At 58.4% G+C, this 16,994-nt stretch carries 14 protein-coding genes; 5 read left to right on the forward strand and 9 right to left on the reverse strand.

What is annotated here, in order from left to right; genetic code table 11:
• Positions 1 to 4 precede the first annotated feature (4 nt).
• Positions 5 to 994, forward strand: a complete 990-nt coding sequence (locus ABIZ35_RS12475; protein ID WP_348220234.1) for an aldo/keto reductase — start codon at positions 5 to 7, stop codon at positions 992 to 994.
• A gap of 61 nt (positions 995 to 1,055) precedes the next feature.
• On the opposite strand, the gene ABIZ35_RS12480 is transcribed toward ABIZ35_RS12475, so the two are convergent.
• The 5 genes from ABIZ35_RS12480 to ABIZ35_RS12500 all read right to left on the reverse strand — a co-directional run bounded on the left by ABIZ35_RS12480 (position 1,056) and on the right by ABIZ35_RS12500 (position 4,723).
• Positions 1,056 to 2,738, reverse strand: a complete 1,683-nt coding sequence (locus ABIZ35_RS12480; protein ID WP_348220235.1) for a hypothetical protein — start codon at positions 2,736 to 2,738, stop codon at positions 1,056 to 1,058.
• Between the two features lie 134 nt (positions 2,739 to 2,872).
• Positions 2,873 to 3,079: a hypothetical protein gene (locus tag ABIZ35_RS12485; protein WP_348220236.1), complete on the reverse strand. Its 207-nt coding sequence runs from the start codon at positions 3,077 to 3,079 to the stop codon at positions 2,873 to 2,875.
• Positions 3,060 to 3,767 (reverse strand): DUF1361 domain-containing protein, encoded by a 708-nt coding sequence (locus tag ABIZ35_RS12490; protein ID WP_348220237.1) that lies wholly within the window; start codon positions 3,765 to 3,767, stop codon positions 3,060 to 3,062. The genes ABIZ35_RS12485 and ABIZ35_RS12490 overlap by 20 nt, the downstream gene beginning before the upstream one ends.
• A 6-nt stretch (positions 3,768 to 3,773) precedes the next feature.
• On the reverse strand, positions 3,774 to 4,109 hold the full coding sequence (locus ABIZ35_RS12495; protein ID WP_348220238.1) for a transcriptional regulator: 336 nt from the start codon (positions 4,107 to 4,109) through the stop codon (positions 3,774 to 3,776).
• Positions 4,103 to 4,723: a hypothetical protein gene (locus ABIZ35_RS12500; RefSeq protein WP_348220239.1), complete on the reverse strand. Its 621-nt coding sequence runs from the start codon at positions 4,721 to 4,723 to the stop codon at positions 4,103 to 4,105. The genes ABIZ35_RS12495 and ABIZ35_RS12500 overlap by 7 nt, the downstream gene beginning before the upstream one ends.
• 219 nt (positions 4,724 to 4,942) lie before the next feature.
• On the opposite strand from ABIZ35_RS12500, the gene ABIZ35_RS12505 reads away from it, so the two are divergent.
• The 4 genes from ABIZ35_RS12505 (at position 4,943) to ABIZ35_RS12520 (ending at position 13,047) form a co-directional block, all read left to right on the forward strand.
• Positions 4,943 to 6,688, forward strand: coding sequence for a 1,4-alpha-glucan branching protein domain-containing protein (locus ABIZ35_RS12505; protein WP_348220240.1), 1,746 nt, complete (start codon positions 4,943 to 4,945; stop codon positions 6,686 to 6,688).
• Positions 6,689 to 6,793: 105 nt separating this feature from the next.
• The gene (locus ABIZ35_RS12510; RefSeq protein WP_348220241.1) at positions 6,794 to 9,292 is read left to right on the forward strand and encodes a mannose-1-phosphate guanyltransferase; all 2,499 of its coding nucleotides are present in this window, start codon (positions 6,794 to 6,796) and stop codon (positions 9,290 to 9,292) included.
• Between the two features lie 285 nt (positions 9,293 to 9,577).
• Positions 9,578 to 11,701 (forward strand): hypothetical protein, encoded by a 2,124-nt coding sequence (locus ABIZ35_RS12515; protein ID WP_348220242.1) that lies wholly within the window; start codon positions 9,578 to 9,580, stop codon positions 11,699 to 11,701.
• An 89-nt stretch (positions 11,702 to 11,790) separates the two neighbouring features.
• Positions 11,791 to 13,047: an ATP-binding protein gene (locus ABIZ35_RS12520; protein WP_348220243.1), complete on the forward strand. Its 1,257-nt coding sequence runs from the start codon at positions 11,791 to 11,793 to the stop codon at positions 13,045 to 13,047.
• 64 nt (positions 13,048 to 13,111) lie between these two features.
• Here ABIZ35_RS12520 and ABIZ35_RS12525 read toward each other — a convergent pair whose 3' ends face one another.
• From ABIZ35_RS12525 to ABIZ35_RS12540, 4 genes are all read right to left on the reverse strand, one after another.
• Positions 13,112 to 13,624, reverse strand: a complete 513-nt coding sequence (locus ABIZ35_RS12525) for an adenine phosphoribosyltransferase (protein ID WP_348220256.1) — start codon at positions 13,622 to 13,624, stop codon at positions 13,112 to 13,114.
• A gap of 26 nt (positions 13,625 to 13,650) precedes the next feature.
• Positions 13,651 to 14,598 carry a hypothetical protein gene (locus ABIZ35_RS12530; protein WP_348220244.1) on the reverse strand — a complete coding sequence of 316 codons (948 nt, stop codon included), beginning with the start codon at positions 14,596 to 14,598 and terminating at the stop codon, positions 13,651 to 13,653.
• Positions 14,599 to 14,717: 119 nt separating this feature from the next.
• A complete protein-coding gene (gene tpiA, locus ABIZ35_RS12535; RefSeq protein WP_348220245.1) occupies positions 14,718 to 15,524 on the reverse strand; it encodes a triose-phosphate isomerase in 807 nt (268 codons plus the stop codon).
• A 33-nt stretch (positions 15,525 to 15,557) separates the two neighbouring features.
• Positions 15,558 to 16,835 carry an adenylosuccinate synthase gene (locus ABIZ35_RS12540; protein WP_348220246.1) on the reverse strand — a complete coding sequence of 426 codons (1,278 nt, stop codon included), beginning with the start codon at positions 16,833 to 16,835 and terminating at the stop codon, positions 15,558 to 15,560.
• Between the last annotated feature and the right edge of the window lie 159 nt (positions 16,836 to 16,994).

The following is a 16,994-nucleotide window of genomic DNA, read 5'->3' on the forward strand; positions in this document are numbered from 1 at the left end:
AAGCATGGAATTACGCAGGGTAGGCCGAACGGGCCTGCAAGTTTCGGAGATTTGCCTGGGTACGATGCAGTTCGGCTGGACGGCGGATGAAGCAACATCATTTGCCGTCATGGATACCTTCCGTGAGGCTGGCGGAAACTTTATCGACACCGCCGACATTTACTCGAACTGGGTTGGCGACGCTTCTTATGGCGGCAAGACCGAGGAGATCATCGGGAAGTGGATCGCGGCGCGGGGCGTCCGTCAGGACGTCGTGCTCGCCACCAAGGTCCGTGGAAAGATGTGGGAAGGCGCGAACGGCGAGGGCCTGTCGCGCGCCCATATTATACGCGCATGTGACGAATCGCTGCGGCGTCTTCAGACCGACTATATCGACCTTTATCAGTGCCACTGGGCCGATCTGAACACGCCGATCGAAGAAACGCTGGAAACACTCAACGATCTTGTCCGCGCCGGGAAAGTACGCTACATTGGCGCTTCCAACTACCCGGCTTGGCGCTTGATGGAGGCGGTTTCCCTCTCCGAGCGCCGCGCACTGGCGCGGTTCGACAGCTACCAGCCCGAATACTCACTGATGGAGCGGCAGCTGTTCGAATACGAAGCCGCTCCGTTCTGTAAGCACTACGGTCTTGGCGTCATCCCCTACTCTCCCCTTGCGGGCGGCTTTCTGACCGGCAAGTATCGCCGCGATACTCCCAGCCCGGACAGCGTCCGCGCCAAGGGGAATCTGGAAAAGTACGGGAACGATCAGGGCTGGGCCGCAATCGACGCCTTAGACGAGATCGCCAAATCGCATGGCAAAACCGTCGCGCAGACCGCGCTCGCATGGCAGCTTTCCAACCCCATTATTACCGCCCCAATCATCGGCGCCAATACGCCCGATCAGCTGACGGACATTCTGGGGGCGATTGGGTATCGGCTGACTCAAGAAGAGATGGCGCGCCTGAACGAGACCACCCAATGGAAACGCAACTGGCGTCCGATCTGGGATTGATCAAATCAAAAAGAGCGCCCGGGCCGATTGGCCTGGGCGCTCTTTTTTGTTTCGTGACCGATTACTGTTCGCTGCTGTTCTGCTCGTCGTCCGATGTCACCAGCGGATTCGGCGAGGAGTTGACGGCGATGATGTACCAGAGATCGTCCTTATGGCGCAGAGTGTAAGCGACATAAACGACTTTCTCTTCACCGGGAGCCGGATCGCCCGCCTGATCGTACGGCTGATCGCTGTCGAACGGAACCGTGTCGGTATCCTTCACTGCGGTGTCGCCGCTCGTTGCGTCGTCCGAGGTGCGGTAGATGTGCTTGCCATAGGCCGTGACATCACCGTTCTTGGCCTTGCGCAGCCGCGTGAACTTGAACGATACGGTGGACAGGCGGTCCAGCGCGTCGCGGGTGATTTGTTCGAAGTCGCCCGACGCGATCGAGTAAGCGTATTTGCGCTTCAGCAGGATGCTGACCTTGGTGTCGTCATCCCGCAGATGCTTGCGCAGCGTCGCGATGTTTCCGCTCGACCAGGCCTTGGCGATATCCGCGAACGCCGCCTGATACGTACCATCCGTATAAGCAGACTTCACGGCCGCCTTTGCGGTCTCGCCGCCTTCGCGGATATCCGACGCCCGGTCTTCACTCGTCGTGTAGTAGTTTGTCTGGTTGTAAGTCACCTGATACGACGGCTGATAGAACGGCAGATATGGGGTCGTATAGACAGGATAGTACGGCTGGCTGAGAACGATCACCGACGGGTTGCAGATATACTGCGGGAAGCCGCCGTAGATCGTGTAAACCGAGGGATAGATGTTATCCCCATATCCGTAGCTCGTGTAGTTGCCGTAATAGTAACCACCCAGCAGCACTGGGCCGTTGGTAATGATGGTGGTTCCACCACCGCCGTAGACATAGTTGTCGTGGTGATGATGCCGATCATCATTCCAATTCTGGTCCCAATCGCGCTGTCCCTGCGGGGTTGTCACGCGGATCGGCTGCGAACTTTCCGGATGCAGTCGGCGATAGCTCTCCTCCGCCATATCCAGCAGTGGATTGTAGGGACGCTTGGTTTCGGTGGAAGAACCGCCATTGCGGCCTCCGCCCCGTCCGTTCCGCGCCGTCGAGTTATTCGAATTGGAGTCATTTCGGTTCGATCCACCCTGACGCCAAAAATTGTTCTGACCGCCGTTATTGGCGCCGCGCGATGGGTCGGTTGTGTACCCATTCTGCGTCGCGCCTGTTCCCATCGGAGGGTTGCCGTTGTTGTTGATGACGGCTCCCGGCGCGATAGCGCCACCATTGCGGCGGACATTTCCATTGGACTGTCCAAACCCATTTCCGCCGTTATTGTTGCCGACGTTATTGTTATATACCGGCGGGGTCACGGGCATGGATTGCTGCGGCGGAGGCGTGTACTGCCTGGGAGGTCCCGGAACCGGAATATATTGAGATGGCGGCGCCACGCGGGTCGGCGCGGGCGGCGGGGTGATATTGACGCGCGGGGGCATGTTCTGCGGCGGCGCTGGCTGTGACGAAGGCGCATTGCGGCTATTGTCGGACGACGACGAGCTTCCGCCGGTCTGTTGCTGTTGCTGATGACCGGCGCTGGGGCCGCCACTGCGCCGGCCAAAGCCCCCCATGGATTGCGCGGAGGCCGACGTGACCGCCAAGCCGCCGGCGAGAGCGGCGGCCACGAGGGCGCGCAGGGTCTGACTTCGTTGTGAATCGTAATTGCGTGAATTTCTAAAGCGCATCGTGTTTCCTCTCCTAGGCGTTGGTTTGGAAGCAAGCGCGCCTCCAGACACAGCATGATATGGTTAAATGACGGTCGCTGCGCCGCAATTGTTCCACAACGCACAAATTAATTCATTCCCAATAATATTACCCTCTAAGCGGCTGCCGCCAGTTCCGGAAAGCGCGGTTCGGAGGAGGAAAACTGTGGGTTCCACAGGGTCTCCCGTCGTGCGATTTCTTCGGCGATCAAGCGCGCCATGGCGGGATGCTCGCCGGCGGTGCGTGCGTACAGTGGCGCGAGATCCTCGTCGTTCATAGACGCGAGGATGCGCTGGTACGCATCATGATAATGTCTCAGCATCGTCCGAAGTTCCTTCCATGTTACGGCGGCGGCTCATACGCCAGGCAAAGCCGTCCATCCAAATATCAAAACCGATGTATAACACCCAAAGGATTACGGCAAACCCCAGGATTAATGTTGTGGTAAACGAAGAATGGAAGCTGCTCGACATGACCGCGAAGATCTCCTTCACTCCATCCGAGCTGAACTTCCCATGGCGGAAGACAAGGTCCCATGTGTTAAACCGAGAAATTAGCCCCAAGTAGACCCCAAGTGAACACAGAAAAAACCCCAGCGGCTTCGCCCACGCAAGCAGCTTCCCAACTCGGGCGCGCGCCAGCCGCTCCAGCGGCCAGATCGCCAGAAAGAAGGACAGCAGTCCCGCGCCGCTGTAGACGATATAAAACCCGGTCGAAACCAGAAGGCTTACCAGAGCATCGCGGCTGCGCGTCGCGTAAAAAGAAATACGGCTCGTGGTCAAATCCTGGAGATAGTGACGCCACTCCGTCAGCAGATAGCAGGTATTCGGCAGAAACAAGAGCCAAACCAGCAGCACCGGCGCCCACAGCCACCACCGAACCCGGTTGTCACGGCGCACGTCCTCCCGCACGCCCCGCGCGACGATCAGCGCGAGCACCACGGGAATCGCCGCCAGGAACAAGTTCCAGATGACGTTATGGGCCGGACGCAGCATAACATATTGGAGCATAATGGTTTAGGAGCCCTGCCCCGCCGCCTGCACGATCCGCTCCAGCGCGCCTAAGTAATCATGGAAGGCTTTTCGTCCGGCGTCAGTGGGGGTGTAAGTCGTATGCGGCTTCTTGCGGACGAACTCCTTGCGACTCAAAATATAGCCTGCATCCTCTAATTTAGTGAGGTGGATGGAGAGGTTGCCGTCGGTGACGTTCAGTGTCTCCTTGAGGAACCGGAAGTCAGCCTCCTGGCTCGCCATCAGAGCCGACATGATCCCTAATCGCACCTTCTGGTGGATGATCTCGTCGAGCGATTCGACCGATGCGAACAGCGCCGATGGGGCGCCCTCTGCTACCATCCGTGACGCCTCGCAATCGCCACGCCGTAGACGATATGAAAGCCGCCGAACGCGATGGCCATCATCGGCAGCTGATACGAAAGAGAAAGAAGCAAGGTGACCGCCCCGGCAAGCACGAAGGCGACGCCGAGATAGGTGACGGGGCGGGCGGAGAATAAGCCGACGGCGCTGATGGCCAGCCCATAACAGAGCATCCAGATTCCGCAGATGTGAAGCGCGAGGCCGTGCATGGAGAAAAAGGCGGTGAGAACCGCAGCGCCGAGAAACGCCGGAAGCGCCGCTATCGCGACATGCGCGCCGAGGCGTGAAACGACGTGCTTCCCCACCCTGCGCGCGCGGATCTTGTTGCAGAGAAACTCCGCGCTGACGGCCAGGATCAGCGCCGTCAGCCAGATGCCCGCAAGCGTCGGCAGAGCGCCTGGCGCCGTTTGGCCGATGTCATGGCGCAGAGCGACGACCCGATAGGTCGCCCAAACAGCCGCCAGCGCGATCAATCCGATCAGGACTCCGGACCATCCCGAAAGCGTCGAATACTGCGTCGAACGCTCCATCGTTTGCCGGATGACCCGGAGGTTTTCCCGCGCTTCATCCAGCGGGGAGATCAATGCGGACATGCTTGAACCTCTCAAAACTTTAACATACAAAGTGCTTTGATTACAGTATAGCAAATACGAGGCGCGGCTGTCAAGAAGAGATCGCAAATTCGCATCCACCGTTATTTTCCAATGGGGAGCAAAGCCATCTTCCCATCCAATTGTTCTCGTCCGTCAATTGACATTCAGAGTAAAAAATGCTATTCTGCTGTTAGATTTACCAGGACGAGGTTGTAGATAATGAGCGAGCCGCTGGGGACCTTTTCATTCGTATTGCACTCCCATATCCCCTATGTCCTCGCCCACGGACGCTCTCCCCATGGAACCGATTGGCTTTCCGAGGCCGCCGCGGAAACATATCTTCCCCTGCTCGACGTTTGCCATCGATTGATCGATGAAGGTCTTTCGCCGAAGATCACCCTTGGGCTCACCCCCATTCTTGTCGAGCAATTGCGCGATCCCACTTTCCATGACGAGCTGCTGGGGTATCTGCGGGAAAAGATCAAATCGGCCGCACAAAATGAGGAACAGTTCCGGCGCGAAGGCAACTATCATATGGCCTATCTTGCCCGTTACTGGGAAGATTGGTACACAAAGGCGCTTACGGATTTCCGGGACCGTTACGGCTGCCATATCGTCGGCGCGTTCGCCGCGCTTCAGGATGCCGGTCATATCGAGATCATCACCAGCAGCGCCACGCATGGTTACTCCGCTCTGCTCTCTCAGGATTCGAGCATCCAGGCGCAGGTGAAGCAGGGGATCGCCGCCTACAAGAAGCACTTCGGACGCAGTCCGCGCGGTTACTGGCTGCCGGAATGTTCCTATCGGCCCCGTTACCATTGGGTGGCGCCCGAGACCGTGCCGGGCGTCACCAAGACGGCGCATCTGCGCAAAGGAGTCGATGAGTTCCTTTCGGAAAACGGCATTGAGTTCTTCTTCGTGGACGGGCATCTGCTCAAAGGCGGCGAAGCGCTTGGCGTTTACGCCGATAAGTTCGGTCCGCTCAAAGAGATCTGGAAGCAGTTCTCCAAGGAAAGCGTCAAGGTCGAATACCGTCCTTATACTCCCTACCAGGCGTACAACGTCAACTCGTCGGGCGATCCAGATCAGCGGCCCGTCGCCGTTCTAGGACGCGACGCGGCGACCGGCACGCAGGTTTGGAGCGGCGAGCACGGCTATCCGGGCGACGAGTGGTACCTGGAGTTCCACAAGAAATACGTCACCCCGAACGAGAAGAGCCTTGGGCTGCGCTACTGGCGCATCAGCCAGGACAAGGCCGATATTGGGGCGAAGCATCTGTATGAGCCGCATCAGGCCGAGGCGCGATCGCGCGATCACGCCGCGCACTTCATTCCTCTGATCAAGGGAGTATTACGCGAGCAGAACGATCCCTCCTCCGTCATCGCCGCGATCTATGATACGGAGCTTTACGGGCATTGGTGGTTCGAGGGACCGCAGTGGCTTTACCATGTGATCAAGCAGCTGGCGCAGGATCCTGAAGTTGAGCTTCGAACCGTCAGCGAGTATTTGGAGGCGTACCCGCCCAAGAATACCGTGAACCTACCCGAAGGCTCTTGGGGTGAGGGCGGTTTCCACTTCATCTGGCTGAACGAGGAAACCGCGTGGTCGTGGAAGCTCGTTTACGAGACGGAGATCGAGATTTCGGCTCTGGCGCGTGAGTTCGGAGACAATGAACCCGCCGCGCCGATCCTTAAGCAGGCGGCGCGCGAAGCGCTGCTGCTGATGGCGTCGGACTGGCAGTTCTGTATTTCGACCGGCGGAGCTAAGGATTATTCCGAGATCCGCCTGAGAAACCACTACGACAACTTTAAGGCTCTTTCTTCCCTGGTTCGGCGGGCCGCGTCGGGGGAACAATTGTCCATAGGCGACTGGAAGAACATCGCCGAATGCGAAAGCCGAGACTGCGTGTTCCCCGACATCGAACCGAAGTGGTTCGCCGAAGTGGAGCGCCCGGCGACGGAATAGACGCTTAGTTTTCGCTCGATGACTGCATAATATATCCGATGATCACAATCGGCCAACGATGGAAGAGCTGTTTTTAATAGCGTACTTGGATGAGGAGATAACAACATGAAAGCCGTTGTGATGGCGGGCGGAGAAGGCACACGGTTGCGTCCGCTCACCTCGAACCGACCGAAACCTTTAGTGCCGATCTTGAACAAGCCCTGTATGCAGCATACGATCGAGCTGCTCAAGAGATTTGGCGTGACAGATATCGTCGTGACGCTCTACTACTTAGCCGATGAGATCGAAGGTTACTTCGGCGACGGCTCGGAGCTGGGCGTCAATTTGATCTATACCGTGGAAGACACTCCGCTCGGCACCGCCGGCAGCGTCAAAAAAGCCGAAGAGTATCTTAAAGACGACACTTTTATCATCGTCTCTGGCGACGCCCTGACGGACATCGATTTGGAGAAGGCTCTAACCTTCCACCGCGAGCATGAGTCGATGGCGACTCTGGTCCTCCAGCATGTGGAGAACCCGCTGGAGTTCGGCGTTGTCATTACGGACGAAGAGGGACGTATTCGGCGATTTTTGGAGAAGCCAAGCTGGGGCGAGGTGTTTTCGGACACCGTCAACACCGGCATGTATATTCTGGAGCCCTCCATCTTCGAATACATGGAGCCGGAGAAGTCTTACGACTGGTCTCAGGACATCTTCCCGCGGATTTTGCAGGAAGAAAAGCCGATGTTCGGCTACGTCATGGGCGAGTATTGGACGGACGTGGGCTCCCTGCAGCAGTACCGCCAGGCGCAGTACGAGATGCTCCAGGGCAAGACAGAACTGCCGATCGAAGGACGCCGCGAAGGCGGCTCGATCTGGATCGGCGAAGGCACGGAGATCGACCCGACGGCCCAGCTGATGGGACCGCTGCTGATCGGCAAGAACTGCCGAATCAAGGCTGGCGCGCACGTCGGCCCGGAAACCGTGATCGGCGATAACTGTCTGATCGAGGAAGGCGCCATCCTCCAGCGCGCCATCGTCTGGGACAGCAACTATATCGGCGCCCGCACAAAGCTGACGGGCTGCACCATCTGCTTCCGGAATACCATCAAAGACGATTGTATTATCCAGGAGGGCGCGGTGGTCGGAGACCGGTGTCATATCGAAAGCGGCAGCAACATCCGCCCACTGGTCAAACTCTGGCCGGATAAGATCATCGAAGGCGGCTCTGTCGTCACAATGAGCCTGATCTGGGGCAGCAAGTGGCAGGGATCGCTGTTCCGAAACCTGGGCGTCTCGGGGATCGCCAACGTCGAAATGACGCCGGACTTCCTGACCAAGCTCGGCGCTTCCTATGGCGCCTTCTTGAAGAAGGGCTCGACCGTCATCACCAGCCGCGACTCGGCGCCAGTCTGCCGCATGCTGAAGCGCGCGCTGATCGCCGGACTCGCCTCGGTTGGGGCGAATATTCTCGACAACGAAGGCATGCCGCTTCCGCTGTCCCGCCACTCGATCCGGGCGAATAACGCCGCCGGCGGCGTGCACATCCGTCTGGCGCCCGATCAGCCCAATTTGGCCCTGGTCGAGTTCTTCGACAAGAACGGCATCTATCTTTCGACCAACGGTCAGCGCAAGATCGAAACGATCTTCTACCGCGAGGACTTTGGCCGGACCGATCCGAACGAAGTCGGCGAGATCAATTACGTCTCGCGCGCCATCGAACGGTACAGCCACGACTTCTTCCGGCTTCTGAACATCGAAGCCGTACAGAACTGCGGTTTCAAAGTCGTCGTCGATTACTCCTACGGCCGTATCTCGGGCGTCCTGCCCCAGATGCTCGGCCAGCTGGAAACCGAGACGATTGCGCTAAACGCCTACACGGATCCGAAAAAGGCTCCCAAGACCAAAGCTGAGCGCAAGGCGCTGGTGGAGAACCTGGCGGCCACCGTCTCCACGCTGAAAGCGAGCCTCGGAGTCGCTCTGGAGTTTGACGGCGAGCGTTTATCGGTCGTCGATGAAACCGGCAGTATTCTGTCGGGCGCCGACCTGCTCGCAACCTTCGCCCTGCTCGTGGCGCGCGCCAAACCCGGCGCCCAGGTCGCCGTTCCGGTCACGGCCCCCTCCTCCATCGAAACTGTGATGGCGCAGTACGGCGGCGGAGTCATCCGCACCAAGACCGACGTTCGCTCCTTGATGGCGACGGCGTCCGAAGGCAAGGAAGGGATCGTTCTCGCGGGAGACACCGAAGGCGGATTCATCTTCCCGGAGTTCAACCCGGCCTTCGACGGCCTGTACTCCTTCGCGAAACTGCTGGAGATGCTCGCCGTGCAAAACACGACCCTCAGCGAGGTTCGCTCGCTGCTGCCGAAGTACTACATGGCCTCCGAGATCGTCAACTGCCCGTGGGAAGTCAAGGGCCGCATCATGCGCGTCCTCATGGAAGACACCCACGACGCTCACACGGAGCTGATCGACGGCATCAAGATCTACCGCGACGGCGGCTGGACCCTCGTCCTTCCCGACGCCTCCGAGCCGTACTTCCGCATCTTCGCCGAAGCCGAAACACAGGACAAAGCCAACGAAATGGTTCATCGCTACGTCCTGCGCATCAGCGCTCTCAAGTAGCAAATCCTGCTCAAGCACTAAAAAAGCCCGTTCGCCTTTGGCGAACGGGCTTTCTTTTCATCGCTATCAAATGGGTTAAAAGGGAGGGTAAGAGTGTATAATCAATCCAAAATCAATCCGAATTCTCCATCCGCTGCACGTCAATAACCCATGTCTATTTCCAAGCTTTCTGTTTCTCTTCTTCTCTTGACCGCAATTGCCACGCCAAGCCACGCCAAATCCCCCTCCTGGGACACTCAAAGCGACACATGGGTCGCAGGAGACGCGCTTGGGCGCGCCCTGCCCATGGCAGCGGAAGCCGGGCTTCCACGCGCGAATAAAACCGTCGGAATGTTCTACTTTCTGACCTTTGCGCATGAGCAAGATGCGATTTACGACAACTCGAAGATCTTGGCCGCGCATCCTGAGGCGATGCGCGATATCCATAGTCCCGCGTGGGGCCCTTTGCTTGCCGCGCATTATTGGGGCGAACCGCTCTTTGGCTACTACGCGAGCGACGATGAATGGGTGCTGCGCAAGCATGCCCAGATGCTTTCAAACGCCGGCGTCGATGTCGTGATCTTCGATAACTCCAACGCCGTCACATACGACAAGGCGCGCAATACACTGTGCCGCGTCTGGGAGCAGATGCGCCGCGAGGGTTTGCGCACGCCGCAGATTGCCTTCCACTGTCCATTTGGCAATGGAAACAATATTGGAACCGTAACGCTCAACAAGCTCTATGAGACGATCTACGCGCCGGGAAAATACTCGGATCTGTGGTTTCGCTGGCAGGGCAAGCCGCTGATCATCGCCTACCCAGGCTACGCCGATCCCACGGCGCTGATGCAGCTTGAACGACAGCAGGCGGACAACTTGGCTGGCGGCGACACGCTCGGCCAGACGTTTACCATCACCCAATCATTTCAGGAGGCCGGCGGTGTATTTCCCACCTGGGCGACGAAGAACTCGGGACTGACACTTTCGTTGTATGCCGACGGCCCCCAGGGTAAGCGACTCGCTCAGAAGTCATTTACCAATGTCAACGACAGCGCCACATTAATGGTCGGAACGGGCAAGGCGTTGCCGCCGGGCAAATACTATCTGGAAATCTCGCGCTCCGTGGGACACATCGGCTGGTGGACCCACGGCGGCGCCGCCGCTTTGGCGGGCGCGTATCAAACCGGCGAGCCTGTCCTCGGCAGCCGCTACCTGCGCATGCGATACACGGAGGGCAGTGAGCCGGAGGTGTTCGCCTCTCCTGGCCAGTCCCTCACGCCGGCTACGGCCGAAGAACGCGCGCGCACACTGCGTGAATTCTTTACCTATCGCACGCCGATTGCTCCATACAACATTCCAAAGCCAGACCCCGGCGCATGGGCGTGGCTGCAAATACACCCGCAAGCGCCACAGACCGCGCCTGATGGCTCTGTGGAAGAAATCTCAGTCGGCGTGGCGCAGAACTACAACGCAATCGTGAATAATACGGCCCCAATGAGCTTCCCAGGCGCCTTCGGACGCAGTTACCACAACGGCAAGGAAGACACGACGCCGAATGCGGTGAACTGGGGTTTCAACTTCGATGAGCAGTGGCGGCGCGCGCTCCAGGTCAACCCGCCTTTTGTCTTTATCACGGGCTGGAACGAATGGGACGCCGGGTTCTACGACGATTGGGCGGGCTTTCACGCGCCGCCGCCGATCTTCGTGGACGAGTTCAATCAAGAATTCAGCCGGGATATTGAGCCGATGCGCGGCGGGCACGGCGACAATTACTACTACCAGCTCGCCGCCAACGTGCGCCGCTACAAGGGCGTTCATCCGCTGCCGCCCGTCGCGCCCCACCCCGTAAAAATCGACGGGCGCTTCGATGACTGGACAAGTGTGGTCCCTGAGTTTCGAGATGACTTTGGAGACACCGCCCATCGAAACGCTCCCGGCTTCGGAACTCACGCCGCCTATGTCAATAAGACGGGCCGAAACGATATCATCACGGCCAAGGTCAGTTATGATGCAAAGAACGTCTATTTCTATGTCCGGACAAAGGCGAACTTGACGGCGCATACGAACCCGGACTGGATGCGGCTTTACCTCAACACTGACGCCGACAATCGCACGGGATGGCTGGGATACGACTTTGTGGTGAACCGAACGCTGGACGGTAAAATGACCAGCATAGAACGAAATCTTGGGGGCTTTGATCGCTGGCGTCTCATCTCCCGTACTCCTTACCGCCTACGGGGGAATGAATTGGAGATCGCGATCCCACGCGCTAAGATCGGCGCGAAAGTACTGCCGGCGGCAATTGACTTCAAGTGGGCGGACCACTGCCATTCTCGCGGAGACTGGACGGATTTCACACTGAACGGAGACGCCGCGCCCGACGATCGGTTCAATTACCGCGCGAAACTAAATCAGAATGTGAAACCTTGAAAATCGGTAAAATAAAGCAAGGCAGCGGATATAATACCATGTAGTGCGCACCCGATCCTTCAAATAAACATGCGCTTGGAGCCACCTCAATGCCGCTCGACACTCTGCTCAACACCGCTCTTTTACAGTCTGCGGATTCTCTGCGCTATACGATCGGCGCAGCCATGGCTCTGGAATTTCCAGACCGATCCGTGATTTCCAGCTCAGACGGGCACTTCAATCTGGAGGGCTACGCCCGCGCTGGATTTTGTTCCTACGAGCCTGATTCCAAGATCTTCGCGAGTATGGCGACACGGTGGCATGGCTACAAACGCGGTGTCGCGGAAGGGATCGAAGACGGCTTCTTCCATATCCGCTGGCGTGACGCGGAAATCAAAGTCCTCTTCGCCACCTGGTCATTCGCATATTGCCGCACACGACACTATTGGATCGTCAGTCAAGATAAGCAGACAGCGACCGACTTTCTGGAAGCCGTTTGCGACTGGGACTCTCAGCCGGAAAACGTGGTGCTGGTCTTTGATAACGGACAGTGGGCAAAGAGCCCGGAGCTCTATCAGTCCATCAAGAATTCGACCTTCGACAATCTGGTGCTGCCGGCGGCCATGCGCGATCAGCTTCAAGCTGACTTCTCGGATTTCTTTTCATCCCGCAGTGTCTATGAGCGCTACTCCGTTCCGTGGAAGCGCGGCGTATTGTTCCTGGGCTCGCCCGGAAACGGAAAGACGCACGCCGTCAAGTCACTGATCAATTGGCTGGACAAGCCATGTCTGTACGTCAAGAGTTTCAAAACGCGCTACGGCAACGATCACGAAAGCATTCACGCGGTGTTTGCGCGCGCCAGGCAGACAACGCCATGTCTGCTGATCTTCGAGGATTTGGATTCTCTCATTGATGACGGCAATCGCTCATTTTTTCTCAACGAGATGGATGGCTTTGAGACGAACACAGGAGTTGTTGTGATCGCAACGACGAATCACCCGGAACGCCTGGACTCGGCGATCCTTGACCGCCCCAGCCGCTTCGATCGAAAATATACGTTCGAGCTTCCCGCCGAAACGGAGCGCCTGGAGTATCTTTCACGGTGGAACATGGCAAGCCAGGAGGAAATGCGGCTTTCCGATGAAAGGCTGCAAAAGATAGGCAAGGCCACAGCCGAGTTTTCCTTCGCATACCTCAAGGAGCTGACGCTTTCTTCCATGATGGCCTGGATCGCCAATTCCGAATCAGGCTCCATGGACTCGATCATGACGAAACAAGTGATGACGCTGCGCGATCAGATGAAGACATCGAATGATGCCCGCTTAGACATGCTTCCCCTGATCAGCGATCAGGATGATGAGGAATAAAAGAGAAAGGGCGGGACGAAAAATCGTCCCACCCTTTCTCTCGTGAATTTCGCAGTACTTCAAATCAATACTTCAAAAGCGCTTGGATATCATAGTCGCCAAGAGCGGCGCGACCGTTCAAAAACTCCAGCTCGATCAAGAAGCTAAATCCGACGACTTTGCCGCCGAGCGCCTCCACAAGCCGTGCGGCGGCGGCGGCGGTGCCTCCGGTCGCCAGCAGGTCATCCACGATCAGCACGCGCTGGCCGGGCCGGATGGCGTCGCGATGCACTTCCACCGCATTGGCTCCATACTCCAGCGCATACTCTTCCCGAATGGTCTCATGCGGCAGCTTGCCGATTTTGCGAATGGGGACGAAGCCTAGCCCCATCGCCAAAGCGATAGGCGTTCCAAAGACGAAGCCGCGCGACTCAATGCCGATGATGATGTCGGGCGCTTTGCCGGACGCCCATTCGACGCAATGATCGATGATTTCCTGGAACGCGGCGTAGTTCGCCAGGACCGGCGTGATATCTTTAAAGAGAATCCCCGGCTTTGGAAAGTCGGGGATGTCACGGATCAAGCGGGAAGCAAGCAGTTCGGTCACTCAGTATCCTCAATGAACTAGCGATAGGGATAGTAGGTCGGGCTGGTATTGATCACGGTCGGACCGTTAAACCCGTACCCGGGCCATCCCGGCAGAACCGTCACACCAGGCGCGGAAAAGCCGGAACCACCGGTATTGACGATCCCGTTCTGATAGTAGGGATTGTAATTGCCGCCATAGTAGCCGAAGTACGGATTGTACGCCATCGGGGGGTATGCCGGAGCGGCGTTCGCGACGTTCGGATCCACCGGAGAGCCATCGGGATTGACGGCGGCGGGATCGACTACCGGAGGCGGAGGAGTTGTCGCCTCCCGGAACGTGCGATACGGCAGTTCCAGGATCGGCTTACCAGCGCCTGTGTAGCCAATGATCTTCCCTGCGGTAGAGCCGGCGCCGTTGCGAGGCGTGATGGCGTAAAAAGTTTTCCACAGCGTGTGCGACTGGCGCGCGATCGACGCCGCCGCTTGCTTGACGGTCATCTCGTCTCCATTGAATGTGACGGAGCCGTCAATATTCTCCGTCATCTTCGCGACGGCGCTATCCACCTCGGCCACGGTCTGGATGGCGTCGCGTACGGACATCGTTCCAGCCTTAAAGTGGACAGGCGCATCGGAGTCCATCACGGGCGCCGGCGTGGAAGTGTCCGCTGATGCGCTGCGGACGACAATGACCTTTTGAAAATCTGCGTTCAGCGCATTCGCCAATTGGTTGATCGCGTCGAGACGGGCGCCCGGGCCCTGCAAGTCGCTGACGGAGAATGTTACGCGGGCGTTCGGGTCAATGCCCTGCTTGAGGGAAATCGTCACGCCAAGCTGATTATCAATCTGCGCGACGGCGTCGCTGACAGGTATGGAATTGAACGAAAGGGAAGACGCCGCCGAGGCCGGAAGAGCGGCGCTCAAGGCAATGATGGCGGCAAGTGGCGCCAATGTCCGGCGCTGAAATATGTTGACCGATGTTTTCATGGGACCAATACCTCCGTAAACGTTCGACATGGGTAGAACATTGCTTACTAAGATCTTGTTCCCGGAATTCGAGCCCTGCAAACGGAAGTTTGCAGGGCGCAAAAGGCCAAGGGGAACGACTAGCCAGCGGCGGCGGCGACAATCGCCGCAAAGTCCGCGGGCTTCAAGCTCGCGCCGCCGATCAAACCGCCGTCGATATGCTCCTGTGAGAGCAATTCGGCCGCGTTGTCGGGCTTCATGGAGCCGCCGTACTGGATGCGGACGGCGCTGGCCGTCTCGGCTCCGTAGCGGCTCTCGATGGTGGCGCGGACGACGCCGCAGACGCGGTTCGCTTCATCGGCGGCGCAGACTTCGCCGGTCCCAATCGCCCAAACGGGCTCATAAGCGAAAATTACCTGCGTGCTGACCAGCTCTGCAGAAATTCCTTCCAAAGCCTTCACAACTTGATCGGCCACGGTAACGTCGGTCGCACCGTCCTTGCGCTCGCCCAGCGTTTCGCCGATGCAGATGATCGGGATCAGGCCGGCCGTCAGAGCAGCCTTCGCCTTCACGTTAACGCCGGCGTCGGTCTCGCCAAACGCCTTCAGCAGGTCGTCGGTCAAGCCTTCCTCGGCGACGCCGAAACGGCCGCGCGTCTCCGAGTGGCCGATCAGAACGTACTTCGCGCCGGCGTCCAGGATCAGCGGCGACGACACATACGATGTGTATGCGCCGCTCGTCTTCCAGAACACGCCCTGCGCAGCCGTTGCGACAGACGTGCCTTCGAAAGCCTTGGAGACCGAGTACAGCGCCGTGTAAGGCGGACAGATAACGATATCCACCGAGTCTTTTCCGGCGACGAGCGGCGTCAGCGCCTCGGCGAAGGCCAGCGCCTCACCGACCGTCTTGTTCATTTTCCAGTTGCCGGCAATGATCTTCTTACGCATAAAGAGAGAAACCTTTTCGTTGCTTTTCAGTAATTACGGTTGGCGGAACAGGGTCTGGTCGCGGCGGCGGCCGACGGAGATCATCGTGATCGGCACGTCGATCAGCGCTTCGATCGTCTCGATAAAGCGACGGGCGTTGCCGGGAAGCTCTTCGTAGGTCTTGACGTTGCTGACATCTTCCTTCCAGCCCGGAAGGGTCTGGTAGATCGGCTTGCAGCGGCTCAGACGCGCCTGATCGCTCGGGAAGTCCTGAATGGTTTTGCCGTCCAGTTCGTACGCCGTAGCGATCTTGACTTCCTCGAAGCCGCAAAGCACGTCCATATGGCCCACGTACAGGTCGGTCAAACCGTTCACGAGCGAGGAGTAGCGCAGCGCGACGCCGTCAAGCCAGCCGCAGCGGCGAGGCCGTCCGGTGGTAGTGCCGTACTCGGCGCCGCGGTCACGGATCAAATCGCCGATCTCGTTCTCAAGCTCGGTCGGAAAAGCGCCCGCGCCGACACGCGTTGTGTACGACTTGGAAACGGCGATGATCTGATCGATCTGGGTCGGCCCGAGGCCCGTACCAATACAGGAACCGCCGGCAGACGGGTGCGAGGAGGTAACGTAAGGATAGGTGCCGAGGTCAATGTCCAGAAGCGTCGCCTGTGCGCCTTCGAACAGGACCTTCTTGCCGGACTTCGCGGCGTAGGCCACGCGCAGCGCGGTGTCGTCCACATAAGGGCGCAGCGCTTCGGCGTGCGGCGTCAGGGCCGCAATGATATCTTCGGCCTTCAGCGCCGGGACGCCATAAATCTTTGTCAGGAGTTCGTTTTTGAGCTCCAGAGCTTCGGTCAATCGCGCCGGAAATAGATCGGGATCGACAAACTCACGCATCCGGATTCCGGTGCGCGCCGCTTTGTCCTGGTACGCCGGGCCGATTCCTCGTCCCGTGGTTCCCAGAGCATTTTTGCCCTTGCGCTTCTCTTCCAGCTCGTCGAGCAGGTTGTGGTAAGGCAGCACGACATGTGCGTTGCCGCTGATCTTCAAGTTGTCGCAGGTCACGCCGCGTCCCTGAAGATGGTTGATCTCACCGACAAACGACGCCGGGTCGAGGACAACGCCGTCCGCCACCACGCAAAGCGTTTCCGGGTGCAAAATGCCCGCCGGAATCAGGTGCAGCTTGTACTCCTGATCGTCCACCACAACCGTGTGGCCCGCATTCGATCCGCCGCCCCATCGGACTACAACGTCTTTGTCGTGTGCGAGATAGTCAATGAGCTTGCCTTTCGACTCATCGCCCCACATCGCTCCCACAACCACAGTGTTCGCCATCTTGCTCGCCCCTTTTAAGGCTGCCTGCATCGTTGGCAGCCGACCCGAAATTATAGCACCGGGCTAAGGGCAAAGTCAACCGCGATTACAGCAAATGGAGATTGGAGAAAGACGAGGAGAGAAAGAAGAAGACGAAAAAGAAGCAAGCGTCCATCGGCA

Source organism: Capsulimonas sp. (genome assembly GCF_039929585.1).
Taxonomy (GTDB): Bacteria; Armatimonadota; Armatimonadia; order Armatimonadales; family Capsulimonadaceae; genus Capsulimonas.

What these genes read in the sequence shown, in the direction of transcription:
- ABIZ35_RS12475 (WP_348220234.1), top strand. Translation starts at nt 5, where the DNA reads ATGGAATTACGCAGGGTAGGCCGAACGGGCCTGCAAGTTTCGGAGATT.
- ABIZ35_RS12480 (WP_348220235.1), bottom strand. Translation starts at nt 2,738, where the DNA reads ATGCGCTTTAGAAATTCACGCAATTACGATTCACAACGAAGTCAGACC.
- ABIZ35_RS12485 (WP_348220236.1), bottom strand. Translation starts at nt 3,079, where the DNA reads ATGCTGAGACATTATCATGATGCGTACCAGCGCATCCTCGCGTCTATG.
- ABIZ35_RS12490 (WP_348220237.1), bottom strand. Translation starts at nt 3,767, where the DNA reads ATGCTCCAATATGTTATGCTGCGTCCGGCCCATAACGTCATCTGGAAC.
- ABIZ35_RS12495 (WP_348220238.1), bottom strand. Translation starts at nt 4,109, where the DNA reads ATGGTAGCAGAGGGCGCCCCATCGGCGCTGTTCGCATCGGTCGAATCG.
- ABIZ35_RS12500 (WP_348220239.1), bottom strand. Translation starts at nt 4,723, where the DNA reads ATGTCCGCATTGATCTCCCCGCTGGATGAAGCGCGGGAAAACCTCCGG.
- ABIZ35_RS12505 (WP_348220240.1), top strand. Translation starts at nt 4,943, where the DNA reads ATGAGCGAGCCGCTGGGGACCTTTTCATTCGTATTGCACTCCCATATC.
- ABIZ35_RS12510 (WP_348220241.1), top strand. Translation starts at nt 6,794, where the DNA reads ATGAAAGCCGTTGTGATGGCGGGCGGAGAAGGCACACGGTTGCGTCCG.
- ABIZ35_RS12515 (WP_348220242.1), top strand. Translation starts at nt 9,578, where the DNA reads ATGGCAGCGGAAGCCGGGCTTCCACGCGCGAATAAAACCGTCGGAATG.
- ABIZ35_RS12520 (WP_348220243.1), top strand. Translation starts at nt 11,791, where the DNA reads ATGCCGCTCGACACTCTGCTCAACACCGCTCTTTTACAGTCTGCGGAT.
- ABIZ35_RS12530 (WP_348220244.1), bottom strand. Translation starts at nt 14,598, where the DNA reads ATGAAAACATCGGTCAACATATTTCAGCGCCGGACATTGGCGCCACTT.
- tpiA (WP_348220245.1), bottom strand. Translation starts at nt 15,524, where the DNA reads ATGCGTAAGAAGATCATTGCCGGCAACTGGAAAATGAACAAGACGGTC.
- ABIZ35_RS12540 (WP_348220246.1), bottom strand. Translation starts at nt 16,835, where the DNA reads ATGGCGAACACTGTGGTTGTGGGAGCGATGTGGGGCGATGAGTCGAAA.